The organism is Xanthomonas arboricola pv. juglandis (genome assembly GCF_001013475.1).
Taxonomy (GTDB): Bacteria; Pseudomonadota; Gammaproteobacteria; order Xanthomonadales; family Xanthomonadaceae; genus Xanthomonas; species Xanthomonas arboricola.
In genome coordinates, this window is record NZ_JZEF01000002.1 from 658,148 (window position 1) to 684,950 (window position 26,803).

The following is a 26,803-nucleotide window of genomic DNA, read 5'->3' on the forward strand; positions in this document are numbered from 1 at the left end:
GTAAGCAATGAACGACACGGAACGGCAAGCGCGGCTTCGCCAGTTGGCACAGGAGATCTGGGAGGCCGAAGGCCGCCCGGACGGCCACGCAGATCGGCATTGGGCCATGGCCGAGCGGCTGGTGGATGCCGAAGAGCGCGCCGCCGAACAGGCCGGCCCGCCGGTGACTGCACGCCAGTAACGGTGCCTCTGTCACCTTGCGTGGTTCACCCTGCAGGCTGTGCCGTGCCAGGGTGAGCGTGCTCAGGCACGCAGGCACCCGCATTCGCTCAGCGTTTTGAGTTCACCGTTCTCAGGAGTTACCGATGGCCACCCGCAAGTTCACTCAGCGCTCGCGCATTCGCGAAGGCCGTCCCAACCCGCTCGGAGCCACCTGGGATGGCCTGGGGGTCAATTTCGCGCTGTACTCGCGCAACGCCACACGGGTGGAACTGTGCCTGTTCGACGAGCGTGGCCGCGAGCAGGAGCGCCTGGCGCTGCCCGAATACACCGACGAGGTCTGGCACGGCTATCTGCCCGATGCACGCCCCGGCCAGCTGTACGGCTACCGCGTGCATGGACCCTATGCGCCCGAGGCCGGGCACCGCTTCAACCACAACAAGCTGTTGCTGGACCCGTATGCCAAGCAGATCGTCGGCGAGCTCAAATGGGCGCCGCATCTGTTCGGCTATACCATCGGCCACCGCGACAAGGATCTGAGCTTCGACCGTCGCGACAGCGCCGCGTTCATGCCCAAATCGGCGGTGATCGACCCGGCCTTTACCTGGGGCCAGGATCGCCCGCCGCAGACGCCGTGGAACCGCACGGTGATCTACGAAGCGCACGTGCGCGGGCTGAGCATGCTGCACCCAGCAGTGCCGCCGGAAAACCGCGGCACCTTCTCGGCCCTCAAGACCGACGAGCTGATCGACCACATCAGCTCGCTCGGCGTCACCGCGGTGGAACTGCTCCCGGTTCACGCCTTCGTCGACGACCAATACCTGCTGGAAAAAGGCCTGCGCAATTACTGGGGCTACAACACGCTGGGGTTCTTCGCGCCGCAGGCGCGCTACATGTCCACGCGCACCGTGGCCGAGTTCAAGCAGATGGTGGCGCGCCTGCATCACGCCGGGCTGGAAGTGCTGCTGGACGTGGTCTACAACCACACCGCCGAAGGCAACGAGCTGGGGCCGACGCTGTCGTTCAAGGGCATCGACAATGCCAGCTACTACCGCCTGGCCGACGATCGCCGCTTCTACATCAACGACACCGGCACCGGCAATACCTTCGACCTGACCAACGTCGGCGCCTTGCGCATGGTGATGGACTCGCTGCGCTACTGGGTGCAGGAAATGCACGTCGACGGCTTCCGCTTCGACCTGGCCAGCATCCTCGGCCGCGAGCGCTATGGCTTCGATCCATCGGGCAGCTTTCTCGATGCGGTGCGCCAGGATCCGGTACTGAGCCAGACCAAGTTGATCGCCGAGCCGTGGGATATCGGCCCAGGCGGTTACCAGGTCGGCAACTTCCCGCCGGGCTGGGTGGAATGGAACGACAAGTTCCGCGACAACGTGCGCGCGTTCTGGCGTGGCGACGGTGGTCAGCTGGCCGAACTGGCCACGCGCCTGACCGGCTCTGCGGACCTGTTCAACCATAGCGGCCGCCGCCCCACTGCGTCGGTCAACTTCGTCACCGCGCACGACGGCTTCACCCTGCGCGATCTGGTCAGCTACGAAGGCAAGCACAACTTCGCCAACGGCGAAGAGGGCAGGGACGGCAGCGACCACAATATCTCGGCCAATTACGGGGTCGAAGGCGACACCAACGACCCGGCCATCAAGCAGCTGCGCCGCCAGCAGATGCGCAACCTGCTGGCCACGTTGCTGCTGTCGCAGGGCACGCCGATGCTGCTGGCCGGCGACGAGTTCGGCCACAGCCAGAACGGCAACAACAACGCGTATTGCCAGGACAACGAACTGACCTGGATCGACTGGACCGCCGCCACCAAGGCCGCCGCCGCCGATCAGGCTGCGTTCGTGCGTCGCCTGATCCGCATCCGCCAGCGTTATCCGCTGCTGCATCGCGCCCGCTTCTTCGACGGCAAGTTCGACGAAGCGCTGGGCCTGAAGGATCTCACCTGGCTGGCGCCGGACGGTCACGAGATGGACGAAGCCGGCTGGCACGATCCGGAAGCACGCGCGCTGATGCTGCGCCTGGATGGCCGCTCGCCGACCACCGGCTTGCGCGAGATCGCCGCCAACGTGACCTTGCTGATGCTGATCAATGCCGCCTCCACCAGCGTGTCGTTCACGCTGCCGGCGATGCACGACGAACATTGGCGCGTACTGGTCGACACCGCACGCCATGGCGGCCGCGTGGTGGCCGGCGGCAGCGAATGGAAGGCGCCGGCGCACTCGTTGACCTTGCTGGCAGTGGAGCGCGATCGCATCGCCAGCAGCGCACGTATCGTCTCCGAGGGCGCACGCTGATGGCAGGGGCGGTCTGATGGATGTGCTGCTGGCAGGGGCCACCGGGCTGGTCGGCAGACATGTGCTGCAACAACTGCTGGCCGACGCGCGCTGTACCGGCGTGGTGGCGATCACGCGCCGGCCGTTGCCGCAGATCCATCCCAAACTGCGCAACCAGGTGATCGATTTCGAGCGCCTGGAGCACTGGACCGCGCCGCGCATGGAAGCGGCCATCTGCGCCCTGGGCAGCACGATGAAACAGGCCGGCTCGCGCGAGGCGTTCTATCGCATCGATCACGACTATCCGATGGCGCTGGCACGCGCGGCCTGCGCGCAGGGCACCTCGGTGTTCGTGCTGAATTCGGCGGCCGGTGCCGATGCGCAGTCGCGCATCTTCTATAACCGCGTCAAGGGCGAACTGGAACGCGACCTGCGCGCGGTCGGCTTCCCCTCGCTTACCTTCGTGCGCCCGGGCCTGATCGGCGGCGAACGCGAGCAGCGGCGTACCGGCGAACATATCGGCAGCCTCGTGCTGGGCGCACTCGGCCCGCTGCTGCCAAGCCGGTTCCGCATCAACCCGGCCGAACGCATCGCCGCCGCCATGGTAAGCGCCGCGCTGGCACCGGCGCGTGGCGAGCACAGCGTCGAGGCTGCGGAGTTGGCTGGCTAACGCTGCCTCGTCGCCTCGCCGCGAGGCAGTCGAACAGAGGTGAGACGCCGCCGTATCGTAGGAGCGTGCCTGCGCGCGACGGGGCATTACCAGTAGCTTCATCGCGCGCAGGCACGCTCCTACAGGTTTGCGTGCAGCGGATCGGCATCTCCCCGGCAGCACAAATCCCCGCTCACACCCCCAACGACTGCCCACCATCCATCAGCACCTGCCCGTCGTCGCGAGGGCATTGCAGAGGGAGAAACGGCTTGTCTGTTGTTCGTAGGAGCGTGCCTGCGCGCGACGGGGCGTTACCGATAAAGATTCATCGCGCGCAGGCACGCTCCTACAGGTTTGCGTGCAGCGGATCGGCATCTCCCCGGCAGCACAAATCCCCGCTCACACCCCCAACGACTGCCCACCATCCATCAGCACCTGCCCGTCGTCGCGAGGGCATTGCAGAGGGAGAAACGGCTTGTCTGTTGTTCGTAGGAGCGTGCCTGCGCGCGACGGGGCGTTACCGATAAAGATTCATCGCGCGCAGGCACGCTCCTACAGGTTTGCGTGCAGCGGATCGGCATCTCCCCGGCAGCACAAATCCCCGCTCACACCCCCAACGACTGCCCACCATCCATCAGCACCTGCCCGTCGTCGCGAGGGCATTGCAGAGGGAGAAACGGCTTGTCTGTTGTTCGTAGGAGCGTGCCTGCGCGCGACGGGGCGTTACCGATAAAGATTCATCGCGCGCAGGCACGCTCCTACAGGTTTGCGTGCAGCGGATCGGCATCTCCCCGGCAGCACAAATCCCCGCTCACACCCCCAACGACTGCCCACCATCCATCAGCACCTGCCCGTCGTCGCGGGGGGTCGCGGATAAAGGAACCGGTAGCCTGCTGTTCGTAGGAGCGTGCCTGCGCGCGACGGGGCATTACCAGTAAAGCTTCATCGCGCGCAGGCACGCTCCTACAGGTTTGCGTGCAGCGGATCGGCATCTCCCCGGCAGCACAAATCCCCGCTCACACCCCCAACGACTGCCCACCATCCATCAGCACCTGCCCGTCGTCGCGGGGTGTCGCGGATAAAGGAACCGGTAGCCTGCTGTTCGTAGGAGCGTGCCTGCGCGCGACGAGGCGTTACCGATAAAGCTTCATCGCGCGCAGGCACGCTCCTACAGGTTTGCGTGCAGCGGATCGGCATCTCCCCGGCAGCACAAATCCCCGTTCACACCCCCAACAACTGCCCGCCATCTACCGCCAGTACCTGCCCGGTGATCCAGCGTGCCTGTGGCGATGCAAGAAACAACGCCGCATCGGCGATGTGCTGCACGTGACCGAATCCCCCGAACGGGATGCTGTCGCGGATGCGGGCATATAACTCCGGTTCTTCATCGCGGCGGCGGGCCCATAGTCCGTCGGGAAACTCGATCGAGCCCGGTGCGATCGCGTTGACGCGGATGCGCTCGCGTGCGAGTTCGGCGGCCAGCGTGGTGGTGTAGTAATTGAGCGCCGCCTTGGCGGTGGAATAGGCGATCGCACGCGGCGTGGGACGTTGCGCATTGATCGAGCTGATATTCAGGATCACTGCCGCGTTGCTATTGCGCAGATGCGGCAGCGCGGCGCGATTACAACGCACGGCCGCCATCAGATCGACATCCAGGCCGGCTTGCCAGCTCGCATCGTCGTTGCCGTGTCCATAACCGGAGGCGTTGTTGATCACCACATCCAGGCCACCCAACGCCTGTGTTGCGGCTTGCACGTAGGCCTCGATCTGCGCAGCATCCGACAGGTCGCAGGCGAAGGTGTGTACCGGGGCTCCATGAGGCGCCAACGCGTGGGCGGCCTGTGCCAGGCCATCGGCATTGCGTGCGCACAGCGAGACCTGCGCGCCGTTGCGCACGAACGTTTCGGCAATGGCCAGGCCGATGCCACGGCTGCCGCCTGCGATCAGCACGCGTTGATTGCGCGGCGAGATTTGCGTGGGTGCTGCGGAAATGGACATGGCGGACACTCGATCGGAAACCGACATTATCGAGCAGCCCGGTTATGACGCGGTGCTCGGTACCGTTGCAGTGTTGAACACATCATCGCAATGTCTGCTCTCCGTTCCACTACTTCCACCGCCTCTGCCAACGACGCGCCGGCCACCGCGCGTAGCGGGCTGGTGATCTATTGCGCTCATCCCCAGGCGCGCGCGGCCGGTGCTCGGAATTGCCATGTGCTACACGTACCCTCAGGTTTTGAGCGCGCCGTCCACACGCCCCGAGCGATTGCTCGCTATGTTTTGTCAGCCACCCTAAATCGTGTTGCGCAGCGCTGCGCTGCGAGCCAGGTTGGGAGCCATGCACCGGCACCTGGCTGCGGTCGCGTGCGCTGTCATCTTTGTGCAATGCGGTCCGCACGCCGCTTGCAACGTAAGCCTCATCACGAAGCATGATCAGCTCATGCGTTTTCGGTTGCTCGTCGCTAACCATTTGTTTACACGTTTGCGCCGCGCTGCGGGCACAACGTGCGGGTCATTCAGTGGGAGTTGCACATGGAAACCCATATCACCGTCATCGGTGCCGGCTTCTGCGGCACCGCGCTGGTCCGTGCACTGGCGCAGACGGCCGATGCGCAGGTGCGCATCACCCTGGTCGGCGTGACCGATACCTTCGGCAGCGGCATCGCCTATGGCGCCGCCCGGCCAGAGCACCTGCTCAACGTGCGCGCCAAGGACCTGGGCATCGACGCGCAGGCGCCAGGCGCCTTCGCCGACACCCTGCATCTGGGCGACAGCGGGCGACTGGAATTCCTGCCGCGCCTTGCCTATGGCGATTATCTGCGCAGCGAGCTGGATACCGCGGTCAGTGGCGCGCAGGCGTCGATCGTGCGGCTGTCGCAGGAAGCGGTGGCGGTGGAGCGTGCGCGCAAGGGCTTTCGGGTGTTCCTGGCCAATGGCGATGCCTTCCACAGCGATCGGGTAGTGCTTGCGGTGGGCGCACTGCAGCCGCAGGCGTTGGCCGGGATCGGCCCGCGCCTGAGCGTGCATCCGCGCTATATCGGCTGGCCGTGGCAGGGCGATGCCCTGGCGCGCCTGTCGCCGGACGACGACGTGCTGATCGTCGGCACCGGGCTGACCATGGTGGACGTGGCATTGACCCTGCATACGCGTGGGCATCGCGGCCGCCTGCTGGCGATCTCGCGACGCGGCCTGGCGCCGCAGGCGCATCTGCGCCAGCCGGGCGCGGCGCTGGAGTTGCCGCCGCATCTGCAGCGCGCACTCAAGGATGCCGACCTGCGTGGCCTGCTGCGCGGCGTACGGCAACTGAGTGCAGTGGTCGACGACTGGCGACGCGTGGTGGATGCCTTGCGCCCGCATCTGCAACCGCTGTGGCAGCGGCTGGAGTTGCCGCAGCGTGCGCGTTTCCTGCGCCATCTGCGCCCTTATTGGGAGGTGGCGCGGCACCGCGTTGCGCCGGGCGCAGCGGAACAGCTGGCGCAATTGCAGCAATCGGGGCAACTGCAGATCGTCGCAGCGCGCCTGCTGCGTGCGCGTTGGGTGCCCGATGGCGTGGAAGCGGTGATTCGCCCGCGGGGATCGGCCGACGCGCAGACCGATCATTACGATGCGGTGATCCGCGCCACCGGGCTGGATACCGATATCGACCGCACCAGCGACCCGCTGATCGCCGGCATGCGCGAGGCTGGGCTATTACGTGCCGATCCGCTGGGCCTGGGCGTGGATACCGATGCACAACTGCGCGTGCGCGATGGTGCCGGGCAGATCGTGCCGGGGCTGTATTGCGTGGGCCCGTTGCTGCGCGGGCGCTATTGGGAAATCACCGCCGTGCCGGAGTTGCGCGTGGCCACGCGTGCCCTGGCAGAACGTCTATTGCTGGGTGCGATGCCGGCGTTACAGCCGGAGCCGGAACAGGTGCCGCGCGAGGTCAATGCGCGCTTGTAGCGGGGTGGATTTGCATTGCAGCTTCTTGATGGTTGTATCAAGTTGAAGCTGTGACGAGTGCGAGTTTGAGCCTTCTCTCATCGAGAGAGTGCCTCATCACCCCGCATCTTGAACCCTTCTCCCATCGGGAAAAGGTGGCGCGCCAGCGCCGGATGAGGGTAGGTGCGCAGCCCCGCGGGGTTGGGTGATGCCTTTTTGAAAAAGTTACTTCCGGTCGACGCTCGCCAGTAGCAGCATTTTTTTGTGTGTGCATCAGACGTTTGCGTAATGCTCGTGTCGTCTGTCGTCTGTCGTCTGTCGTCTGTCGTCTGTCGTCTACCGACATTCCTTCGTCTTTTTCTGGCGATAGAAGCGCCCGATCACGCAACAAACAGCCTCTGCGCGCGCAGGCATAGCCCGCACGGCGCAATCTCGCGCGGATTGCGCCAAACAGCGCAATCATGCCGCGTGATGCGTAGCGCAGTGCGCCGCTGCAGACAGGACTGGGTCATGTTGACGGCCCTGGGCTGATTACAGTCCAGGTCACTTCCTTTCCCCATCCTGGAGTTCGCCATGCCCCGTCTTGCTCCCGCTGCCTTGCTCGCCACGCTGTGCGCCTGCGCACTGCCCGCCTGGGCCAGTGAATCGCTCAATACCCGTGCGGAAGTGCTCGCAGCCCTGGAATCCGGTTACGACGTCAGCCTGACCACCGATCTGGGCCGCTGCACACCCGAAGAAGGCACGCCGGTCACGCAGACCCGTGGCGGCCGCCATATCGATGCGTACCGCATCACCGAGGACGGCACGGCCGCGTTTTCCGGTTCGCACTTCACCGTGGCCAACGACGGCAAGCCGATCCAGCAGTTCATGCGCTACCAGCTGCGTCCGGATGGCAGCGTGCGTTTCACCACCTACATGTACGACCTGCCGGGTCTGCAGCAACGCGGGCCGGTGCTGGCGTATCAATGCACGATCAATCAAGGCATCCGCTTCCACGCCGATTGAGCGCGTTGCCCCGTGACGACTGCGGTCTGCAGCGGCGCCATCGCGCGCACTGCAGCCTGCAGCTGTCGTAACCGCTCCAGCACCCGCGCGTCCTGCAATGCACTTGACCGCCACTCACTCTCGAGGAAACCCGCATGCCGCCACATCCAGGTCTGTCACTCGTTGCCGCCGCGCTGTGCATCGCGGCGGTGCCCGCGTTTGCCACTGAATCGTTGCGTAGCCAGGCCAGCTTGATCGCTGCGCTGGAAGCGGGGCGCGCTGTGGCGGTGTCGGTGGATCTGTCGCGCTGCACGGCGGAGGCGGGCACCGCATCCAGCCAGAGCCGCGGCGGTGTGCGCATCGATGCGTACCGGTTGACCGCCGATGGCACGTTGGCGTTTTCCGATACCCAGTTCATTGCTGCCAGCAGCGACGGCAAGCCATTCCAGCAGTTCCAGCGCTATCAGGTGGGCGCGGACAATCGCGTGCGACTCACCACCTACATGTACGACCTGCCAAGCCTGCAACAACGCGGGCCGTTGCTGGCGTATCAGTGCGCGATCGACCAAGGCATCCGCTTCCACGCGCATTGACGCGCCGCTGCGTTGCGCGATGCCACCGCGCAGCGCGTGCAGACTGTTTCGCTGCGTCGCTCACCCGCGGCTGGCATCGCGTCGATGACGCGACAGCAGCAACATCGATGTGGTCTGGCCGGGTGCGTACGTTCGCGGCATGCAAGGCGATGTGCAGTCGTCATCCGCATCAACATCGTGCAAGGCACATGGAGTTGTCACCGGGCAGATGCATAGGGTCGGTCTAGACCTCGGTGGGCAATGAGCGCCCACCGATGCGATGCAATCGCCGCAGCGGGTGATTGCCCGGTCGCGATTCTGTCAGTGCTTGCGTCAGCGCGGTGACGACTGCTGCAGCGCAACCGCGTCGGCGGCGCTGGATTGCCAGCCGCCACCCAGTGCCCTGAAAGTGGCCACCGCACTGCGCGCGGCATCCGTGCGCGCCTGCGCACCTGCGCATCGGACGCGCGCAGCAACTGCTCGTCGGCATTCAACACTTCGATCAGGCTGACCACGCCCTTTTCGTAGGCCAGTGCGGACGCGGTGCGCGCCTTGCCCAGTGCGTCCACGCCTTGCGCGAGCACGCTGGCTTGTTGTTCGCGTTTGACCAGTGCGGTGAATGCATTTTCGACGTCCTCGGTGGCGCGCAGGACCGCCAGGCGATACGCCGCCAGCTGCTCGGCTTCCTGGCCCTTGGCCTGGGCGATCTGCGCATTGATGCGGCCGAAGTCGAACAGCCGCCAGCGCAGGCCCAGCACGCCGGCGGACTGGCTGGCATCGCCGGTGAACAGGTTGGCGCCGGAGATCGCGGTGGCGCTGCCGAGCAGTCCGCTGAGCGAGAATTTGGGGTAGTACTCGGCCGTCGCCACGCCGATGCGTGCGTTCGACGCTGCCAGCCTGCGTTCGGCCGCGATCAGATCGGGGCGGCGGCGCAGCAGGTCGCCGGGCGTGCCCGTCTCGGCGATCCGCGGCGCAAGCGGAATCGGTTTGGTGGCGGCCAGTTCCGCGCGGTGCGTGCCCGGCGGCACACCCAGCATCACGTCCAGGGCGTTCATCGCCGCGACCAGGCCGCTTTCGATGCCGGGCACCGAGGCCTGCGCCTGTGCCAGCGCGCCTTGCGCCTGGTGCAGTTGCAACTCCGGCGCGAGCCCCTTGCCATGCAACAGCGTCACCATCGACAGCAGGCCCTGCTGGGTGGCGACCTGGCGCTGCGCCACCTCCAGCCGTGCCTGCAGGCCGCGGATGCTGATGTAGATATCGGCGGTCTGCGCCGCCACCGCCAGGCGGGTGGCGGCGGCGCCGGCTTCGCTGGCCTGGTAGTCGGCCAGTGCGGCCTGGCGCCCGCGACGCAGGCCGCCGAACAGATCCAGCTCCCAGCTCGCGCCCAGGTTGGCTTCGTAAGTGCTGGCATAGCGGTCGAAGTTGGGCGTGCTGTTGAGCACCTGGCCGAGCGGCGTTTCCAGCGACTGGTAGGCGCGGGTCGCGTTGCCGCTGATGTTGCCTGAAGGCAGCAGCGCGGCAGTGGCGGCGGTCAGGCCGGCGCGGGCCTGGGTGACACGCGCGGTGGCCTGGGCCAGGTCCAGGTTCTGCGCCAGCGCCTGGGTGACGTAGCGGCTCAGGTCCGCGTCGTCGAAGCCGGTCCACCAGGTCGAAAGCTCGGCCGGTCGCGCTGCCGGGCGCACTTCGACCGCCGCCTGGCCCGCATAACGGTCTGGCAGGGGCGCTGCGGGGCGGGTGTAGGTCGGACCGACTGCGCAGCCCGTGGCAAGGCTGGCAACGACAAGCACGGCAACAGGACGGAACGGGGACATGGCAGACCAGGCGGGCAGGAATGAGCTGTGACTATAATACGAAATGGTCACTTTTGTATGTCGGGCGTCAGGGCGCTAAGCTGGTGGCATGAGCAAGACACCCAGCTATCCGGTTTCGGGCCGCGGCCCGGCCGACCATGACGTGCGCGATCAGATCGTGATTGCGGCCACCGAGCATTTCAGCCGCTACGGCTACGAGAAGACCGCCGTCTCGGACCTGGCCAAGGCGATCGGGTTCTCCAAGGCCTATATCTACAAGTTCTTCGAATCCAAGCAGGCCATCGGCGAGATGATCTGCAGCAACTGCCTGCGCGAGATCGAGACCGAGGTGCGTGCCGCAGTCGACGAGGCGGAGCAGCCGCCGGAGAAATTACGCAGGCTTTTCAAGGTGATGATCGAGGCGAGCCTCCGGCTGTTCTTCCAGGATCGCAAGCTGTACGAGATCGCCACCTCGGCGGCCACCGAGCGCTGGCAATCGGTCCGCGCCTATGAAGTGCGCATCCAGACACTGCTGCAGGATGTGCTGCAGCAGGGCCGGCAAAGTGGCGATTTCGAGCGCAAGACGCCACTGGACGAGGCCACGCAGGCGATTTACATGGTGCTGCGCCCTTACATGAACCCGCTGCTGCTGCAGCACAGCCTGGAGCAGGCCGACGAGGTGCCGGTGCTGTTGTCGAGCCTGGTGCTCCGCAGTCTATCGCCCTAAATTCGTTTGTGACTATTGACTGATTTAGTCACAAGTCTCAGGATGCGAGCCTTCATCAGCTCGCTCCTGGATTTGCCATGCTTCGGCGCCTCGTTAACTCTGCCGCTTTCTGTGTGCTGCCGCTGGCATTGATCGCCTGCGGCAAGGCGCCCCCTTCCGACCCGCGTACCGAGGCCCCGCTGGTGCGTGTGGCCATCGTCGAAGACGCCGGTGCAGCGGCGCGCAGCTTCTCCGGCACGGTCGCGGCCCGGGTGCAGAGCGACCTGGGGTTCCGGGTCGCCGGTAAGGTGCAGGAGCGTCTGGTCGATGCCGGCCAGCGCGTGAAACGAGGCCAGCCGCTGCTGCGGATCGACCCGGTCGACCTCAAGCTCGCCGCGCGGGCGCAGCAGGAAGCGGTGGCGGCCGCGCAGGCGCGCGCCCAGCAGGCGGGTGAGGATGAAGCGCGCTACCGCGATCTGCGCGGCACCGGCGCCATCTCGGCTTCGGCCTACGACCAGATCAAGGCCGCCGCCGACACCGCCAGGGCGCAGCTGGGCGCCGCCCAGGCGCAGGCCGAAGTGGCGCGCAACGCCAACCGCTACACCGACCTGCTGGCCGATGCCGATGGCGTGGTGATGGAGACGCTGGTCGAACCGGGCCAGGTCGTCGCAGCCGGGCAGCCGGTGGTGCGGCTGGCGCATGCCGGCCGCCGCGAGGCGGTGATCCAGTTGCCGGAAACCCTGCGCCCGCAGGTCGGCTCGGTGGCGCAGGCCACCTTGTTCGGCAATGCCGCTGTCACCGTGCCGGCGACCTTGCGCCAGCTGTCCGAAAGCGCCGACCGGCTGACCCGCACCTTCGAGGCACGTTACGTGCTCGATGGCGCACTGGGCGATGCGCCGCTGGGCACCACCGTCAGCCTGCGCATCGCCGATGGCACGGCCGCCGGCACGCAGGCCGGGCTGCAGGTGCCGCTGGCCGCATTGTTCGATGCCGGCAAGGGGCCGGGCGTGTGGGTGATTGCCGGCAATCCGGCCAAGGTGCGCTGGCGGCCGGTGACGGTGCTGGGCCTGGACGACGACCACGCCACGGTCGCCGGCAAGCTGGCGCGCGGTGAGCGCATCGTGGCACTGGGTGCGCACCTGTTGCGCGACGGCGAGCAGGTGCGGGTGGTCAACACGATTGCGCCTGCCGCCGGCTCCACGACCGGCGCCAAGGCCGCAGCCGCGGCAGGAGCGCAGCCGTGAGCGAAGGTGGGTTCAATCTTTCCGCGCTGGCGGTGCGCGAGCGCTCGATCACGCTGTTCCTGATCGTCCTGATTTCGCTGGCTGGCCTGGTCGCCTTCCTCAAGCTTGGCCGTGCCGAAGACCCGGCCTTCACCGTCAATGTGATGACCATCGTGACCGCCTGGCCGGGCGCCACGCCGCATGAAATGCAGGACCAGGTCGCCGAGAAACTCGAAAAGCGCCTGCAGGAACTGCGCTGGTACGACCGCAGCGAAACCTATACGCGCCCCGGGCTTGCGTTCACGACCTTGACCTTGCTGGACAGCACACCACCCAGCCAGGTGCAGGAGCAGTTCTATCAGGCGCGCAAGAAGGTGGGCGACGAAGTCGGCAACCTGCCGGCCGGTGTGATCGGGCCGATGGTCAACGACGAATATGCCGACGTCACCTTCGCGCTGTTCGCGCTCAAGGCCAAGGGCGAGCCGCAACGTTTGCTTGCGCGCGATGCGGAAAGCCTGCGCCAGCGCCTGTTGCACGTGCCGGGCGTCAAGAAGGTCAACATCATCGGAGAACAGCCCGAGCGCCTCTTTGTCGAGTTCTCGCACGAGCGCCTGGCCACGCTGGGCGTCGGTCCGCAGGAGGTGTTTGCCGCGCTCAATGCGCAGAACGCCTTGAATGCGGCGGGTTCGGTGGAAACGCGCGGGCCGCAGGTGTTCATTCGCCTGGACGGCGCGCTCGACAGCCTGCAGAAGATCCGCGACACCCCGCTGGTGGTGCAGGGCCGCACCCTGAAACTGTCGGACATCGCCACGGTCAAACGTGGCTACGAAGATCCGTCCACCTTCATGATCCGCAGCGGCGGCGAGCCGGCGTTGTTGCTGGGCATCATCATGCGCGATGGCTGGAACGGGCTGGATCTGGGCAAGTCGCTGGACAGCGAAGTGAGCGCAATCAATGCCGAGCTGCCGCTGGGCATGACCCTGAGCAAGGTCACCGACCAGGCGGTCAACATCGACGCGTCGGTGGGCGAGTTCATGACCAAGTTCTTCGTCGCACTGCTGGTGGTGATGCTGGTGTGCTTCGTCAGCATGGGCTGGCGCGTGGGTATCGTGGTGGCGGCCGCGGTGCCGCTGACGCTGGCGGCGGTGTTCGTGGTGATGCTGGCCACCGGCAAGAACTTCGACCGCATCACGCTGGGGTCGTTGATCCTGGCGCTGGGATTGCTGGTGGACGACGCCATCATCGCGATCGAGATGATGGTGGTGAAGATGGAGGAAGGCTACAGCCGGCGTCGCCGCATCGGCCTATGCGTGGAGCCATACCGCCGCGCCGATGCTGTCCGGCACGCTGGTGACCGCGGTCGGCTTCATGCCGAACGGCTTTGCCGCCTCCACCGCCGGCGAATACACCAGCAACATGTTCTGGATCGTGGGGATCGCGCTGATTGTGTCGTGGGTGGTGGCAGTGGTGTTCACGCCTTATCTGGGCGTCAAGATGCTGCCGGATCTGAAGAAGATCGAAGGCGGCCACGCCGCGATGTACGACACGCCGCGCTACAACCGCTTCCGCAATGCGCTGGCACGCGTCATCGCGCGCAAGTGGCTGGTGGCCGGCTCGGTGGTGGGCCTGTTCGTGCTTGCGATCCTGGGCATGGGCATCGTCAAGAAGCAGTTCTTCCCGATCTCCGATCGCCCTGAAGTGCTGGTCGAAGTGCAACTGCCGTACGGCAGCTCGATCACCCAGACCAGCGCGGCCACGGCCAAGCTGGAAGCCTGGCTGGCCAAACAAGACGAAGCGAAGATTGTCACCGCGTATATCGGCCAGGGCGCGCCGCGCTTCTTCCTGGCGATGGGCCCGGAGTTGCCGGATCCGTCGTTCGCCAAGATCGTGGTGCGCACCGACAACCAGCACGAGCGCGACGCACTGAAGCTGCGCATGCGCAAGGCGGTTGCCGAAGGCTTGGCCTCCGAAGCGCGCGTACGCGTGACCCAACTCACCTTCGGCCCGTACTCGCAGTTCCCGGTGGCCTACCGGGTCAGCGGGGCGGACCCGCAGGTGGTGCGTGGCATCGCCGCGCAGGTCAAGCAGGTCATGCAGGACAGCCCGATGCTGCGCACCGTCAACACCGACTGGGGCACGCGCACGCCCACGCTGCATTTCACCCTGGACCAGGACCGCCTGCAGGCGGTGGGGCTGACCTCGACCGCGGTGGCGCAGCAACTGCAATTCCTGCTCAGCGGCGTGCCGGTCACGCTGGTGCGCGAGGATATCCGCAGCGTGCAGGTGATGGCGCGCTCGGCCGGCGACACGCGCTTCGATCCGGCACGCATTGCCGACTTCACCCTGGCCGGTGCCAATGGCCAGCGCGTGCCGTTGTCGCAGGTGGGCAAGGTGGATGTGCGGATGGAAGAGCCGATCATGCGCCGCCGCGATCGGGTACCGACGATCACCGTGGGCGGCGATGTCGACGAGCAGCTGCAGCCGCCGGATGTCTCGGCGGCGATCACCAGGCAGCTGCAGCCGATCATCGACACATTGCCCAGCGGTTACCAGATCAAGGAGGCCGGTTCGATCGAGGAATCCGGCAAGGCAACCACCGCGATGCTGCCGCTGTTCCCGATCATGCTGGCGGCCACCTTGCTGATCATCATCCTGCAGGTGCGTTCGATCTCGGCGATGGTGATGGTGTTTCTGACCAGCCCGCTCGGCCTGATCGGCGTGGTGCCGACCCTGATCCTGTTCCAGCAACCGTTCGGCATCAATGCGCTGGTGGGCCTGATCGCGTTGTCGGGCATTCTGATGCGCAACACGCTGATCCTGATCGGGCAGATCTATCACAACGAGGCCGAAGGGCTGGACCCGTTCCATGCGCTGGTGGAAGCCACCGTGCAGCGTGCGCGCCCGGTGATCCTGACCGCGCTGGCGGCGATCCTGGCGTTCATCCCGCTCACGCATTCGGTGTTCTGGGGCACGCTGGCCTACACGCTGATCGGCGGCACCCTGGCCGGCACGATCCTGACGCTGGTGTTCCTGCCGGCGATGTATTCGATCTGGTTCAAGATCCGGCCCGATTCCGGCACCACCCGGGCATCGACGCAGCACGCGTGATGCCACTCGGCCGTGGCGGCCAAGCCGCCGTTGTCGCGCGGGTTGGCGCGCGTTCGTTCACCAGCGTGTGCCGCTGCCGCGGCCTGCGAGGAACTGACAGCCGGCCGGCAGGCCGGCGTGCGGGAACCGTGGCGCCGTGCAGGGCACAGACGACAGTACGTCCGTGCCCTGCGGTTTACGCGGTGGCGGTGACTCAGACCTGGTCGGTCGGAAGCACGAAGACTTCGGCGATGTTGACGTTGGACGGTGCCTGCGCCGCGAACAGGATGGTGTCGGCAATATCCATCGGGTCCAGCATGCGAACCGTGCCGGCATAACCGGCCATCATGGCCTGATATTCCGCGCTGGTGGTCTGTGCCGGAAGCTCGGTTGCGACGATGCCCGGTTAAATGCTGGTGACGCGGATGTTGTGCTTCTTGCCGACTTCCATCCGCAGGCCTTCGGTGAACGCGGTCACTGCAAACTTGCTTGCCGAGTACACCGCAAATCCCTGGCCAAACACCTTGCGCCCGGCGATCGAGGAAGTATTGAAGACGTGGCCGGAATGTTGCTTGATCATCTGCGGCAGCACCGCTGCGGCCACGTTGAGCACGCCTTTGACGTTGACATCGACAGCCAGGTGGCAGGCAGAGGTGTGCGACACGCCGTCGTCGTGCATGAGGCGGTGGCGGCCTGCCCGCCTGTGCCAGCCTGCATCGATGGGCCGCCCGTCGCGCTGCATCGGCGGCGTGCATCCATGCTGGCGCAGGGCGCGCGTGGCGATCTCCACGCCGATGCAGGCGAACGCTTGCGCCCATGCCGCCGGCCACCGGATGCCCGGCGATTCACCCAGAACGGCCGTGTGGCCTCACAATAGGCGGCCAGCTCCCAACCGATGTCGCCATGCGCAAGACCTACCAGCTCAACCTCGAAGGCAAGAACCGCGACCGTCTGCTGGAATCCAGCAAGCACGATATCCGCAAGTACATCCGCCGCGAGCGTCGCAAGGACTTGCCGGAAGGGGCGGATTATTGGGACTTCGACATGCGCTTCGGGGTGGACGAGGCCAGTGCTGCGCCGTTGCCGCCGGCCGAGCTGATCCGCTCGATCAATGCGCTCACCAGCGAAGGTGGCGAGCAGTTCTTCGTGGAAATCCTGCGCAAGCCCGGCAAGCGGACTGCGCGTGCCGATGGCGACAGCGCCCCGGGCGGCGAGCTGGATTTCGAGCAGGACTGAGTCTTCGCATGGCGTCCGCCTCGGCGTGACGACAGCGCGCCAGGTGTCACCCACCGCCTTCAGTCGGGTTGCCTGCCTGCGTCGCCGCTGCGGCGCGTTGCTTGTCCTTCTTGCTCGGCCGCCTGCCCTTGATGCCGCCGTTGTCGTCCGCAGCGCGCGTGCCGGTCTTCGGCATCTGTGTTGCAGGCGCCGCTGTCACGGGGCTCGGCTCGAACCCGGCAAGCGTGCTGGTCGGTACGCGCAGGCCCTGGCGTTTTTCGATCAAACGCCATTGCGGCTGGCTCTCTGCCGTGACGAAGCTGATCGCCACGCCGCTGGCGCCGGCGCGTGCGGTGCGGCCGATGCGGTGGGTGTAATCCACGGTCGAACGCGGCAGGTCGTAATTGACCACGGCCGGCAGCGCGTCGATATCGATGCCACGCCCGGCCAGATCGGTGGCCACCAGCACCTGCACCTCGCGCTGCTTGAAGGCATTCAAGGTGCGCTCGCGGCGGCCCTGACTCAACTCGCCGTGCAGCGGCTGCGCATTGATGCCGGTCTTGGTCAGTTTTTCGGCGACTTTTTCAGCGGTGTGCCGGCTGGCGACGAACGCCAGTACATGCGACCAGCCATGCTCTTGCAGCAGATGGCGCAGCAGCTGCGTACGTTGGCCGGCATCGACCGCGATGGCGCGTTGTTCAATCGCAGGCGCAGCGTCTGGCGTGGCGGCAATGGTGATGCGCAGCGGGTCGCGCAGGCGGCGCTTGGCCAGCGACACGATAGCGGGCGGAAAGGTGGCCGAAAACAGCACGCTTTGGCGTTGCGCGGGCAGCAGGGCGAGGATGCGATCGAGCTCGGCGCCGAAGCCCAGCTCCAACAGGCGATCGGCTTCGTCCAGCACCAGCGTGGCGACCTCGCTCAAGCGCAACGCGTTGTGATCGACCAGATCCAGCAGCCGGCCGGGCGTGGCCACCACGATCTCGGCACCACCGCGCAAGGCGAGCAACTGCGGATTGATCGAACTGCCGCCGGTGGCCGCCACGATCTTGAGCCGCCGTGGCAGATGCGCGGCCAGTTGGCGCAAGGTGTCTTCGACCTGCGCGGCCAGTTCGCGCGTGGGCACCAGCACCAGCGCGCCGAGCACGCGCGGCGCGGTGTCGGGCGCCAGGCAGCGTTGCTGCAGCAGCGGCAGCGCATAGGCCAGCGTCTTGCCCGAGCCGGTTTGCGCCATCGCGATCAGATCGCGGCCCTGCAACATCGGCGGGATGGCCTGCTGCTGGATCGGCGTGGGCGTGTGGTGACCGGCGCGAGTCAGCGCAGTGTCGAAGAATGGCTGCAGCTGTGGCGACAGCGAGAGATGGGCAAATGACATGGGTCGATTATCCAGGCATTTGCGCTGCAATGGTCGGTGGGACGTCATGCGGGGTTGCCGCTGGGCAATGCATCGATGGGCGGGCAGGGCGCCGCAACCAGAGCGCAGCGCCGCCGCTCGGCAGCGCGTCTCTCCATATCGTCCAAATCCATCGCGGCACAATGCGTAACGCAGTCAAGACTTCGACCCATGGATTCTTAGGCGCGATCAGATGTTTGAATCAACAGACTGGTCCGTCGAGTGCGCGGTGCCCTCACCGCTTGCAGGACACGCCGTGAATCCGTCCGTGGAGGCTCCTCGGCGGCATCCATGCCGCCGAGGGTCCCGCAACCGGCGAGGGCACCGCACCAGAAAGTTGGTCGGTGGTCGAATGAAAGCTGCTTGCTCGACATGCATCGACCACTGAGCCATTGAACCCACCCATCGTTCTCCAACGATGCACATCGCGCACCGCTCTTGACCGTGCACACAGACCATCGCGACTGGTCCTTGCCCACCCACCGTCGCGGGACCTTACGCGGCATGGATGCCGCGTAAGAGCCTACAGGGACGTACTTGCGGCGTGTCCTGCGATGGTGCGCGGGCAAGGGTCCTGCAGCCAAACCCGGGGTTTGCAACTGATCGGATGCGCCGCAATCCAGACGCCGCGTCATGCCTGCTTGTAACCGCGCACACCGACCATCTCGACTGGTCCTTGCCCGCTCACCGTCGCGGGACCTTACGCGGCATGGATGCCGCGTAAGAGCCTACACGGACGTACTTGCGGCGTGTCCTGCGATGGTGGGCGGGCAAGGGCCCCGCAGCCAAACCTGGCATTGGCAACTGATCGGATGCGCAGTAATCCACACGCCGCATCACGCACTGCTCTTAACCATGCACACCGACCATCTAGACTGGTCCTTGCCCGCTCACCGTCGCGGGACCTTACGCGGCATGGATGCCGCGTAAGAGCCTACAGGGACGTACTTGCGGCGTGTCCCGCGATGGTGGGCGGGCAAGGGCCCCGCAGCCAGGATCAGCCGCTCTACCTGCAATCCGTGCCTCAGTTGGCCAGCGCCAGATCGTCCAGCAGTGCGCGTAGGAAGCGCGCGGCTTCGCCGCCGGTGGCGGCGCGGTGGTCGAAGGTCAGCGACAGCGGCATCACCTTGTGGGTTTCCACCCCGCCCATCACCGGGGTGAGCTGGTAGCGCGCACGGCCGGCGGCGACGATGGCCACGCATGGCGGCACCACCACCGGGGTGGCGTAGCGGCCGGCGAACATGCCGAAGTTGGACAGCGAGATGGTGTAGCCGCTGAGTTCGGAGGCGGCGATGCTGCGGTTTTCCACCTGCTGGCGCAGCCGGTTGACGCTTTCGCGGATGCCATGCGCATCCAGCATGTCGGCATTGCGCAGCGCGGGCACGAACAGGCCTTCTTCGGTATCCACCGCAATGCCGATATCCACCTGCGTGTGCAGAGTGCGGCTGAGTGCCTCGCCGTCGAACCAGGCATTGAGCGCTGGCACCGCCTGGCACGCCCGCACGATGCCGCGCACCAGCCGCACGGTGACATCGTTGCCGGGCTGCCAAGCGTGGATGTCGGCATCGTCGTTGAGCGTGGTCGGCACCACCTTGCTGTGCGCATCGGCCATGACCCGCGCCATGTTGCGACGCACGCCCTTGAGCTGCTCCGGCTGGCCTTTGGCGATCACGCTGGGTGATTGCGTGCGCATGGGTTTGCCGCTGGCAGACAGCGCTGCACGTTGTTGCGCATCGCTCGCTGCAGTGCTTGCGGCCTGCGTGTTCGCAGCGGCATGTTGCGCGGCTGCATTCGCGTTGTTGCCATTGATCGGCGTCACCGAGGCACTCGCACGCGGCGCAGACAGCGGCGCGCTGCCGGCCGCGGCGGCCTGCTTCACATCGGCCATGGTCACCGTGCCATCGGGGCCGCTTGCGCGGATCTGGGCCAGGTCCACGCGCAGCTTGCGCGCCAGCGCGCGCACGGCTGGCATCGCGCGCACGCCGCCCACGGCAATCGCCTGTTCGCTCTGCACCGCGTTGGAGCTCTGCATCGCACCGACCACGGTACCGGCGTCGTCACGCTCGCTCCCGCCACTGGAATCGGCGTCGGCAATCTCGCCGCCGTTGTCGGAGGCGACCACGCGCGCGGTCGGGCCGGCCGCGCTGTCGCCGGTGCTGGGCGTGTGCGTGGGTGCAGAGCCGTGCGAGTGCCCGGTGTCCTGGCCATCGGCGCGCTGCGGCTGCGAGGCGTCCAGCGCGAACTGCGCCAGCATCGCACCGGTGACGATGATGTCGCCGGCGGCACCGGCAAGTTTGGTCACGGTGCCGGAAAACGGCGAGGGCACCTCGACCACCGCCTTGGCGGTCTCCATCGAGACCAGCGGGTCGTCCAGGCGCACGCTGTCGCCCTCCTTGACGAACCATTCGACGATGGTGGCGTCGGGCAGGCCTTCGCCCAGGTCGGGCAGGTGGAAATTCTTGGCTTCGCTCATGGCAGGTTCTCTTGCGCCGCAGGCAGCGGCGGCGTGGTGTCGTCGAGGAGTTCGAGGTCGGCGGCCGGCAGCCAGCCCTGCATGCCATCGGCACGCTCGGACCACCACCAACCGCCATGTTCGTAATGCAGCAACACGTCCTCGCCCTGGTGGGCATCGAGTTCGCGTGCGTCGTAGTCGCGCAGGGCTTCGGCCTGGCCGTCGCCCAGGGGGCGCAGCCAGGCCACCGGGGCCCAGCCGGCATGGCCGTCGCCGGTGTTGACCCAGGCAAAGGCCGGCCATTCCTCATCGCGCACGCCGACGGTCACTTGCTGGCCGGCGTGGAAGCGGATCGGGTTGGCGTACGCGGCGCGATAATCGCAGAGCAGACGGGCGCGCATGTCAGCCGGCGGCCACCGCGCGACGGGCGGCGGTGACGATGCGCTCCACGCTCGGCAGGTACTTCATTTCCAGCCGGAACAGCGGGATATGCGTGTCGTAACCGGTGACGCGTTCGACCGGCGCAAGCAGGTCGTACATCGATTTTTCCGCCAGCTGCGCGGCGATCTCCGCGCCGAAGCCGGCAGTACGCGGGGCTTCCTGCACGATCACGCAGCGGCCGGTCTTGGCCACCGATTCGGCAATGGTGTCGAAGTCCAGCGGGCGCAGCGTGGCCACGTCGATGACCTCGGCGCTGATGCCTTCGCCGGCGAGCTTGTCGGCCGCTTCCAGCGCTTCCTTGACCTGCGCGCCCCAGGTCACCAGGGTGACGTCGGTGCCGTCGCGCAGCACGAAGCACACGTCCAGCGGCAGCGCCTCGCCGTCGTTGGCGACCACTTCCTTGTACTGGCGGTAGATGCGCTTGGGCTCCATGTAGATCACCGGGTCCGGGTCGCGGATCGCGGCCAGCAACAGGCCATAGGCGCGCTGCGGCGAGGACGGCAGCACCACACGCAAGCCGGGCACGTTGGTGAAGATGGCCTCGTTGGCTTCGCTGTGATGTTCCGGCGCGCGGATGCCGCCGCCCCACGGCACGCGCAGCACCATCGGGCAGTGCAGGCGGCCGCGGGTGCGGTTGCGCAGGCGTGCGGCGTGGCAGATCAGGTGATCGACCATGGGATACACGAAGCCGTCGAACTGCGCTTCGGCCACCGGCTTCATGCCCTGCGCGGCCAGGCCGACGCTCAGGCCGGCGATGGTGGTTTCATCCAGCGGCGTGTCCAGCACCCGCTCGCTGCCGAAGCGCTGCTGCAGGCCGGCGGTGGCGCGGAACACGCCACCGTTGACGCCGACATCCTCGCCCAGCACCAGCACCGCGGGGTCGTGTTCCAGCTCCCAGGCCAGCGCCTGGGTGATGGCTTCGATCAGGGTGATGGGCGAACTCATGGCGATCTCTCCGCGCGTGGCTGCGGCGTTGTAAGGGGCACTCGCCTGCTGCTGTGTCGCAGTCAGGTGTGACTGGTTGAGCTCATCCATGACGGGCCTCCTGCGCCATCACCTCGGCGCGCTGGGCCAGCAACTCGGCCGGCGGGTCGCCATAGAGGTAATCGAACATCGCTTCGACCGGCTGTACCGGCGTGTTGAGGTAGGCGTTGACCTCTTCGTCCACGCGCGCGCCGCATTCGGCCTTCCAGGCGGTTTCCTGCGCCTCGTCCCACAGGCCCTGCGCGGTGAGATAACGGCGCAGCCGCAGCAGCGGCTCGCGCGCCCAGCCCTGCTTGACCTCTTCTTCGCCGCGGTAGCGCCGCGCATCGTCGGCGGTGGTGTGATCGGACAGGCGGTAGGTCAGGAACTCGATCACTGTGCCGCCGTCGCCGGCCAGTGCACGCGCACGCGCCTGGCGCATCGCCTCGAGCACTGCGATCAGGTCGTTGCCGTCCACCTGCAGGCAATGCAGGCCGCCGGCCAGACCCTTCTGCGCCAGCGTCTGTGCGCCGGTCTGCGCCGAGCGCGGCACCGAGATCGCCCAGCCGTTGTTGATCACGCACAGGATCAGCGGCAGCTTGTAGGCACCGGCCGAATTGAGCGCGGCGTAGAAGTCGGTCTTGGAGCTGCCGCCATCGCCGCAGCAGGCCACAGCGACCTGCGGCTTGCCCTGCAGCTTGAACGACAGCGCCGAACCGGCCGCGTGCAGGCACTGGGTGGAGATCGGCACGCAGATCGGGAAGTCGATCGCCGCATCGGCATCGCGCGGATAGTCGCTGCCGCGTTCGTCGCCGCCCCAGTACAGCAGCACGTCGCGCGGGCGCACGCCGCGTTCGAACATGGTGCCGTACTCGCGATAGCTGGGCGCGAACACATCGCCGCTGCGCATCGATGCGCCGATGCCCACATGGGTGGCTTCGTGGCCGAGGCAGGCCGCATAGGTGCCCAACTTGCCGGTGCGCTGCAGCGCGACCGACTTGCTGTCGAAGGTGCGCACGAACAGCATGCGCTTGAACAGCGCGAGCAACTGTTGCGGGTTGGCGGCGTCGGCCGGCAGGTCGTCGCGGACGATCTGGCCGTCCGCATCCATGTATTGCAGATATTCGATCTCGAACTGCGCGGCTACGCTCATTGCGGCGACACCTTCACCAAGAAGTTTCAAATGATATGAGTTGCGATGTTAAGGACCACGCAGCAAAAAGCTGTCCTGCACCGCAGCACACAATGATGCTGGCTTGCACAAAAAAAAGGGCGCGGACCAGGCCGCGCCCTTTGTCGCAGTACAGAACTGCGACGTGTTGCACTGCAATCAGCGGCGGCCGGCGCCTCCACCGATCGGGGTGACGATCAGCGCCGTGTTGTCGGCCGGGTTGGCATCGGGCGAGGTCGAGCTGGCGCTGGCCTGCACCCGCACCGCGCGTTCGGCCGGGATCGGCTTTGCCGCGACGGTCAGCTGGAACGCGGCCCGCGCGCCCGGCTGCACTGCGGCGGCGGTGCTGCAGACAAACACTGCGTTGCGCAATGACTGCAGTTGCTTGGTGCAACGCCAGCCGCTGGGCGGCACCAGCAGTGACAGCGCCGACACCGTGTTGCCTTCGATCCGCACGCTTGCCCCGGTGGCCGCTGCGTTGCCGCGGTTGTCCAGCAACACCCGGTAGGTGGCGTTGAAGGCGGTGGTCGGCAGCGTGGCAGGGCCTTCCAGGCGCACTGCCAGATCGCTGCGCAGCGCTGGCTGCACGCTGACTGCGGCGGTGTCGGTGTTGTTGTCCGGCTGCGGGTCGGGCGTTTGCGAGGCGACCGAAGCGGCCAGGGTCAGCGTGCGCCCTGCCAGTTCCGCGCCAGCGTCGACCTGCACGGCAAAGCGCTGTGCGTTACCGGATGCCAGCGAGGCGATGGTGCAGGTGACCACGGTCTGCGTCGCGGTTTCCGGCGCCTGGCAGCTCCAGCCCGGTGCCGCGGTGACCCGCGGGCTGACCGCGGCATCGAAGGCCAGTGCCACTGCGGCAAACGCCGCGCTGTCGGGCCCACGGTTGTCCACATCCACACTGAAGTCGATGCGCTCGCCTTCGGTGACCTGTGCGCGTGCCGCAGTGACCGTTGCGCCCAGGTCGGCACGCAACGCGGGCGCCATGCGCAACAGCACCACGGTGGGGTCGTGGTCGGACAAGCGCGTGGGCGTATTGGCATCGTTGCGCGCAGTGCCGGGGAAGTCGGCATTGATGCGTGCGTGGCCCACCGACAGCGAGGCGATGCCGGGTGCGCGCATCAGCGCCTCGTTGGCCAGGATGTGATCGAGCGACTGCACGTTGCCGTCGAAGGCGTACGAGTAGCTCTGGTCGGGCGTGTTGAACCAGGTCAGGTCGGTGTAGTCCGGGTTGACCAGGTCCGCGCCATCGCCGCTCACCACGGTCTGCGCATCCGGTGCCGGCCTGCCGGTGACGGTGCCCATCGCATCCACATAGCCGTCGTTGAACTCGAAGGCGTTGAAGTCGCCCATCACCAGCACCTGTTCGGCCGGGTCGAGCTGCTGGCGCGTCTGCAGCAGACGCGCCAGGTACTCGGCCTGGGCCTGGCGTTTGGCGCGGATGCGGGTGCCGGCCGCATCGTCGGTCTCGGCGCCGTTGAGCGAGCGCTGATGCACCACGATGGCGGTCAGCGGCAGCACGCGGCCATCGGCCTGATGCACCCTGGCGGTAAGCACCAGCGGCGGGCGATCGTTGAGCAGGCTTACGCCACCGCCCGGTTCGGTCCAGGTGGTGGTCTTGCCTTCCTGGGCGATGGACACCACTTCCACGCGCGGCATGCCGGCCGACACCGTACCGGTCTTGACCAGGAAACCGACGTCGATGCCGCCGACGTCATTGCCTTCCTGCAGGTAGGCCACGTACTGCGGGTTGGGCTGGCCGGAGGCGATGGCATCGGCGTTGATGCGCGCAGCCAGGGTCTGCAGCACGCTGATGTTTTCCACCTCCACTGTACCCAGGATGTCGGGCGTGTGCAGGTAGTTGCGGATCGCCAGCGAGGCCTTGTTGAGGCGGGCCTGGAACGCGGCCGGAGTGAGCACCGGTTCGCCGATCGCCGGGTCGTTCTGGTCGTCGAAGAAGCGCTCCATGTTGTAGGTCGCCACGGCCACGTCGTCGGCCTGCGGTACCGGTGCCGGGCGTGGTTGGTCGGCACCGTTGCAGTTCACCTGCGGGGTGCGTTCCGGATACAGCGTGTAGCGGCGGAAGCTGTAATCCAGCGGGCCGGTGACATCCAGCACGACGCAGCCGGAGGCCAAATCCAGCCGTTCGGCGCCCACGCCGGCACTGCCGACGGCGATCACTTCCGGGTTGGTGTTCCAGCGCGGCACACCGGCAGGCGAGCCGGCCGGCAGCGGGTCGGGCAACTGCACGCCAGGCTCGCGAAAGGCGCGCGGCAGGCCGGTGACCACCGCATGGAACACGCCATTGCTGGTTGCCGTGGCGTTGGTCTCGTTGACGCTGCCGCCGGTGGGCGCATTGACGGTGAGGCTGGCGGCGGTGACGCGCATGCCTTCCAGCGCTTCGAGCTGATCAAAGGCGCCGTTCGGGTTGGGGAAGTTCGCGCTCAACGCCACCGGCATCGGCAACGGGTTGCCGGTGGAATCCAGCAGCACGGTCAGGCTGCCGCCGATCTCGGTCAGCGGCGGCTGGGTCGGGTCGGCAGTGGGCACGTACTCGAGCACCGTGCCCTGCACGCGCACCCGGTTGCCGATGGCGGCGGCATCCGGCGGTGCGCTGCCGGTGTAGACGTAGACGCCTTCGGAGGTGGCCGGGTCGCCATCGGTTTCGGCATCCGGTGCCTGCAGGAAGAAGCCGGCGCTGCGACGGGCAGTGACGATGCCCGAGGTGGCGACCACCTGGCCTTCCAGCGGCGAGCGTGCGCCCTTGCCCTGGATGGCGTGGATCGGCAGCAGGCTGAAGTCGTCGTTGAGGATGGTGCCGGTGGCGCTCAGCGTGGCCGGCAACGCGCCGGTGAGGCCGCTGATCTGCAGCGCGAAGGTCTCGTCGGGCTCGGGCGTGGTGTCGCCCAGCACCTCCACGGTGATGCTGGCGCTACGCTCGCCGGCGGCGATGCGGACGCTGGAGGCGGGCAGGGCGACATAGTCGCTGCCGGCCGTGGCCGTGCCATCGGCGGTGGCCGCGGTGAAGCTCACCCCGCCTGCGCCGGCCGGCTGGCTCAGACTCAGCGTGAACACGAAACTGCGGCTGCCGCTGTTGCCTTCGGCCTGGCTGACATCGGCCAGCGTGGCGATCGGCTGGCCGCCGCCGCTGCACAGCCGTGCGGGGCTGGCGGCGTTGCGCGGGGCCGGCGCGCCGGTGGCGAAATCGGCCGCGTTGTTGTCGGTGTTGGTGCAGCCATCGCCGCCGCGCAGCAATGCCAGCGTATTGCTCGGCGCCGGCGTGGGCGCATTGCCTTCGGCGCAGCTGGCGGTGCTGCCATAGCCGACCAGATCGGCATTGCCGGTGGGGCAGGCGCCGCTCAACGCGGAAGCGCTGTTGCTCAGCGCCACCTTGCCGGCGCCGCCGCCCATGGCGATGGTGCCGGTGGCATCGGGCGTGGGCAGCGCAACGCTGCCGCCGCTGCCATCGGCCTGCTTGACCAGGTAGTAGCCGCCGGCCGGAACGCTGCCTGCCAACGGCGTGACCTGCCAGCTGCTGCCGGCGGCCGAGGCGTATTGCACCGACCAGCCGTCAAGGCTGACCGTGGTGCTGCCGATGTTGTGCAGCTCGACGAAATCGCTGCGGAAGGTGGCACCGCTGTTGCCGCCACCGCCGTAGACCTGGCTGATGACGACCTGGGCATTGGCGTGGCCGGCAACCGCCAGCGCACAGAGAAGTAAGGCTGCACGACGCTGCAACACATGCATGAGATGAGAGTCCCCTGATCCATGAGACGTGAAGCGCTCCCCTGGTCCGGC

At 66.9% G+C, this 26,803-nt stretch carries 18 protein-coding genes, 1 other RNA gene and 2 pseudogenes; 11 read left to right on the plus strand and 10 right to left on the minus strand.

Annotated features, from left to right (window positions below; all coding sequences use genetic code 11):
- Window positions 1-7 precede the first annotated feature (7 nt).
- From XARJCFBP2528_RS08225 to XARJCFBP2528_RS08235, 3 genes are all read left to right on the plus strand, one after another.
- Window positions 8-181, plus strand: a complete 174-nt coding sequence (locus XARJCFBP2528_RS08225; protein ID WP_005993048.1) for a DUF2934 domain-containing protein — start codon at window positions 8-10, stop codon at window positions 179-181.
- Between the two features lie 124 nt (window positions 182-305).
- Window positions 306-2,468, plus strand: coding sequence for a glycogen debranching protein GlgX (glgX, locus tag XARJCFBP2528_RS08230; protein WP_016901662.1), 2,163 nt, complete (start codon window positions 306-308; stop codon window positions 2,466-2,468).
- A gap of 16 nt (window positions 2,469-2,484) precedes the next feature.
- Window positions 2,485-3,117 (plus strand): NAD(P)H-binding protein, encoded by a 633-nt coding sequence (locus XARJCFBP2528_RS08235; RefSeq protein ID WP_016901661.1) that lies wholly within the window; start codon window positions 2,485-2,487, stop codon window positions 3,115-3,117.
- A gap of 1,200 nt (window positions 3,118-4,317) precedes the next feature.
- Here the strand turns inward: XARJCFBP2528_RS08235 and XARJCFBP2528_RS08240 are convergent.
- A complete protein-coding gene (locus XARJCFBP2528_RS08240) occupies window positions 4,318-5,094 on the minus strand; it encodes an SDR family NAD(P)-dependent oxidoreductase (RefSeq protein WP_039811743.1) in 777 nt (258 codons plus the stop codon).
- 214 nt (window positions 5,095-5,308) lie between these two features.
- Between XARJCFBP2528_RS08240 and XARJCFBP2528_RS22255 the strand changes: the two genes are divergently transcribed.
- From XARJCFBP2528_RS22255 to XARJCFBP2528_RS08255, 4 genes are all read left to right on the plus strand, one after another.
- A non-coding RNA gene (locus tag XARJCFBP2528_RS22255) (sX9 sRNA) lies at window positions 5,309-5,385 on the plus strand.
- 243 nt (window positions 5,386-5,628) lie between these two features.
- On the plus strand, window positions 5,629-7,038 hold the full coding sequence (locus tag XARJCFBP2528_RS08245; protein WP_016901659.1) for an FAD/NAD(P)-binding protein: 1,410 nt from the start codon (window positions 5,629-5,631) through the stop codon (window positions 7,036-7,038).
- Between the two features lie 552 nt (window positions 7,039-7,590).
- Window positions 7,591-8,022, plus strand: a complete 432-nt coding sequence (locus XARJCFBP2528_RS08250) for a VirK family protein (protein WP_024938233.1) — start codon at window positions 7,591-7,593, stop codon at window positions 8,020-8,022.
- A gap of 134 nt (window positions 8,023-8,156) precedes the next feature.
- On the plus strand, window positions 8,157-8,594 hold the full coding sequence (locus XARJCFBP2528_RS08255; protein ID WP_016901657.1) for a VirK family protein: 438 nt from the start codon (window positions 8,157-8,159) through the stop codon (window positions 8,592-8,594).
- Window positions 8,595-8,906: 312 nt separating this feature from the next.
- On the opposite strand, the pseudogene XARJCFBP2528_RS08260 reads toward XARJCFBP2528_RS08255, so the two are convergent.
- A pseudogene (locus tag XARJCFBP2528_RS08260) lies at window positions 8,907-10,384 on the minus strand (efflux transporter outer membrane subunit).
- An 88-nt stretch (window positions 10,385-10,472) separates the two neighbouring features.
- Between XARJCFBP2528_RS08260 and XARJCFBP2528_RS08265 the strand changes: the two are divergent.
- From XARJCFBP2528_RS08265 to XARJCFBP2528_RS08275, 3 genes and pseudogenes are all read left to right on the plus strand, one after another.
- Window positions 10,473-11,090 carry a TetR/AcrR family transcriptional regulator gene (locus XARJCFBP2528_RS08265; protein ID WP_016901656.1) on the plus strand — a complete coding sequence of 206 codons (618 nt, stop codon included), beginning with the start codon at window positions 10,473-10,475 and terminating at the stop codon, window positions 11,088-11,090.
- Window positions 11,091-11,167: 77 nt separating this feature from the next.
- Window positions 11,168-12,313 carry an efflux RND transporter periplasmic adaptor subunit gene (locus tag XARJCFBP2528_RS08270; RefSeq protein WP_026064137.1) on the plus strand — a complete coding sequence of 382 codons (1,146 nt, stop codon included), beginning with the start codon at window positions 11,168-11,170 and terminating at the stop codon, window positions 12,311-12,313.
- Window positions 12,310-15,400 (plus strand): annotated as a pseudogene (locus XARJCFBP2528_RS08275) (efflux RND transporter permease subunit). Before XARJCFBP2528_RS08270 ends, XARJCFBP2528_RS08275 begins: the two are co-directional and overlap by 4 nt.
- Before the next feature lie 193 nt (window positions 15,401-15,593).
- Here the strand turns inward: XARJCFBP2528_RS08275 and XARJCFBP2528_RS24265 are convergent.
- Window positions 15,594-15,728, minus strand: coding sequence for a hypothetical protein (locus XARJCFBP2528_RS24265; RefSeq protein WP_016901654.1), 135 nt, complete (start codon window positions 15,726-15,728; stop codon window positions 15,594-15,596).
- A 57-nt stretch (window positions 15,729-15,785) separates the two neighbouring features.
- On the minus strand, window positions 15,786-16,043 hold the full coding sequence (locus tag XARJCFBP2528_RS23960; protein WP_198430329.1) for an SDR family oxidoreductase: 258 nt from the start codon (window positions 16,041-16,043) through the stop codon (window positions 15,786-15,788).
- Between the two features lie 239 nt (window positions 16,044-16,282).
- On the opposite strand from XARJCFBP2528_RS23960, the gene XARJCFBP2528_RS08285 reads away from it, so the two are divergent.
- Entirely contained in the window at window positions 16,283-16,615 is a 333-nt protein-coding gene (locus XARJCFBP2528_RS08285; protein ID WP_016901652.1) for a DUF6172 family protein, read from the plus strand.
- A gap of 46 nt (window positions 16,616-16,661) precedes the next feature.
- Here the strand turns inward: XARJCFBP2528_RS08285 and XARJCFBP2528_RS08290 are convergent, their stop codons facing one another.
- From XARJCFBP2528_RS08290 to XARJCFBP2528_RS08315, 6 genes are all read right to left on the minus strand, one after another.
- Window positions 16,662-17,966 carry a DEAD/DEAH box helicase gene (locus tag XARJCFBP2528_RS08290; RefSeq protein WP_016901651.1) on the minus strand — a complete coding sequence of 435 codons (1,305 nt, stop codon included), beginning with the start codon at window positions 17,964-17,966 and terminating at the stop codon, window positions 16,662-16,664.
- 1,042 nt (window positions 17,967-19,008) lie between these two features.
- Window positions 19,009-20,457 carry a dihydrolipoamide acetyltransferase family protein gene (locus XARJCFBP2528_RS08295; RefSeq protein ID WP_016901650.1) on the minus strand — a complete coding sequence of 483 codons (1,449 nt, stop codon included), beginning with the start codon at window positions 20,455-20,457 and terminating at the stop codon, window positions 19,009-19,011.
- Window positions 20,454-20,837 carry an SH3 domain-containing protein gene (locus tag XARJCFBP2528_RS08300; RefSeq protein ID WP_047124579.1) on the minus strand — a complete coding sequence of 128 codons (384 nt, stop codon included), beginning with the start codon at window positions 20,835-20,837 and terminating at the stop codon, window positions 20,454-20,456. The genes XARJCFBP2528_RS08295 and XARJCFBP2528_RS08300 overlap by 4 nt, the downstream gene beginning before the upstream one ends.
- Before the next feature lies 1 nt (window position 20,838).
- Complete coding sequence (locus XARJCFBP2528_RS08305) at window positions 20,839-21,912, minus strand: alpha-ketoacid dehydrogenase subunit beta (RefSeq protein ID WP_026064136.1); 1,074 nt, start codon at window positions 21,910-21,912, stop codon at window positions 20,839-20,841.
- Complete coding sequence (gene pdhA, locus XARJCFBP2528_RS08310) at window positions 21,905-22,993, minus strand: pyruvate dehydrogenase (acetyl-transferring) E1 component subunit alpha (RefSeq protein WP_016901647.1); 1,089 nt, start codon at window positions 22,991-22,993, stop codon at window positions 21,905-21,907. The genes XARJCFBP2528_RS08305 and pdhA overlap by 8 nt, the downstream gene beginning before the upstream one ends.
- Before the next feature lie 177 nt (window positions 22,994-23,170).
- Entirely contained in the window at window positions 23,171-26,752 is a 3,582-nt protein-coding gene (locus XARJCFBP2528_RS08315; protein WP_047124580.1) for a lamin tail domain-containing protein, read from the minus strand.
- Between the last annotated feature and the right edge of the window lie 51 nt (window positions 26,753-26,803).

What these genes read in the sequence shown, in the direction of transcription:
- XARJCFBP2528_RS08225 (WP_005993048.1), top strand. Translation starts at nt 8, where the DNA reads ATGAACGACACGGAACGGCAAGCGCGGCTTCGCCAGTTGGCACAGGAG.
- glgX (WP_016901662.1), top strand. Translation starts at nt 306, where the DNA reads ATGGCCACCCGCAAGTTCACTCAGCGCTCGCGCATTCGCGAAGGCCGT.
- XARJCFBP2528_RS08235 (WP_016901661.1), top strand. Translation starts at nt 2,485, where the DNA reads ATGGATGTGCTGCTGGCAGGGGCCACCGGGCTGGTCGGCAGACATGTG.
- XARJCFBP2528_RS08240 (WP_039811743.1), bottom strand. Translation starts at nt 5,094, where the DNA reads ATGTCCATTTCCGCAGCACCCACGCAAATCTCGCCGCGCAATCAACGC.
- XARJCFBP2528_RS08245 (WP_016901659.1), top strand. Translation starts at nt 5,629, where the DNA reads ATGGAAACCCATATCACCGTCATCGGTGCCGGCTTCTGCGGCACCGCG.
- XARJCFBP2528_RS08250 (WP_024938233.1), top strand. Translation starts at nt 7,591, where the DNA reads ATGCCCCGTCTTGCTCCCGCTGCCTTGCTCGCCACGCTGTGCGCCTGC.
- XARJCFBP2528_RS08255 (WP_016901657.1), top strand. Translation starts at nt 8,157, where the DNA reads ATGCCGCCACATCCAGGTCTGTCACTCGTTGCCGCCGCGCTGTGCATC.
- XARJCFBP2528_RS08265 (WP_016901656.1), top strand. Translation starts at nt 10,473, where the DNA reads ATGAGCAAGACACCCAGCTATCCGGTTTCGGGCCGCGGCCCGGCCGAC.
- XARJCFBP2528_RS08270 (WP_026064137.1), top strand. Translation starts at nt 11,168, where the DNA reads ATGCTTCGGCGCCTCGTTAACTCTGCCGCTTTCTGTGTGCTGCCGCTG.
- XARJCFBP2528_RS24265 (WP_016901654.1), bottom strand. Translation starts at nt 15,728, where the DNA reads ATGATGGCCGGTTATGCCGGCACGGTTCGCATGCTGGACCCGATGGAT.
- XARJCFBP2528_RS08285 (WP_016901652.1), top strand. Translation starts at nt 16,283, where the DNA reads ATGCGCAAGACCTACCAGCTCAACCTCGAAGGCAAGAACCGCGACCGT.
- XARJCFBP2528_RS08290 (WP_016901651.1), bottom strand. Translation starts at nt 17,966, where the DNA reads ATGTCATTTGCCCATCTCTCGCTGTCGCCACAGCTGCAGCCATTCTTC.
- XARJCFBP2528_RS08295 (WP_016901650.1), bottom strand. Translation starts at nt 20,457, where the DNA reads ATGAGCGAAGCCAAGAATTTCCACCTGCCCGACCTGGGCGAAGGCCTG.
- XARJCFBP2528_RS08300 (WP_047124579.1), bottom strand. Translation starts at nt 20,837, where the DNA reads ATGCGCGCCCGTCTGCTCTGCGATTATCGCGCCGCGTACGCCAACCCG.
- XARJCFBP2528_RS08305 (WP_026064136.1), bottom strand. Translation starts at nt 21,912, where the DNA reads ATGGATGAGCTCAACCAGTCACACCTGACTGCGACACAGCAGCAGGCG.
- pdhA (WP_016901647.1), bottom strand. Translation starts at nt 22,993, where the DNA reads ATGAGCGTAGCCGCGCAGTTCGAGATCGAATATCTGCAATACATGGAT.
- XARJCFBP2528_RS08315 (WP_047124580.1), bottom strand. Translation starts at nt 26,752, where the DNA reads ATGCATGTGTTGCAGCGTCGTGCAGCCTTACTTCTCTGTGCGCTGGCG.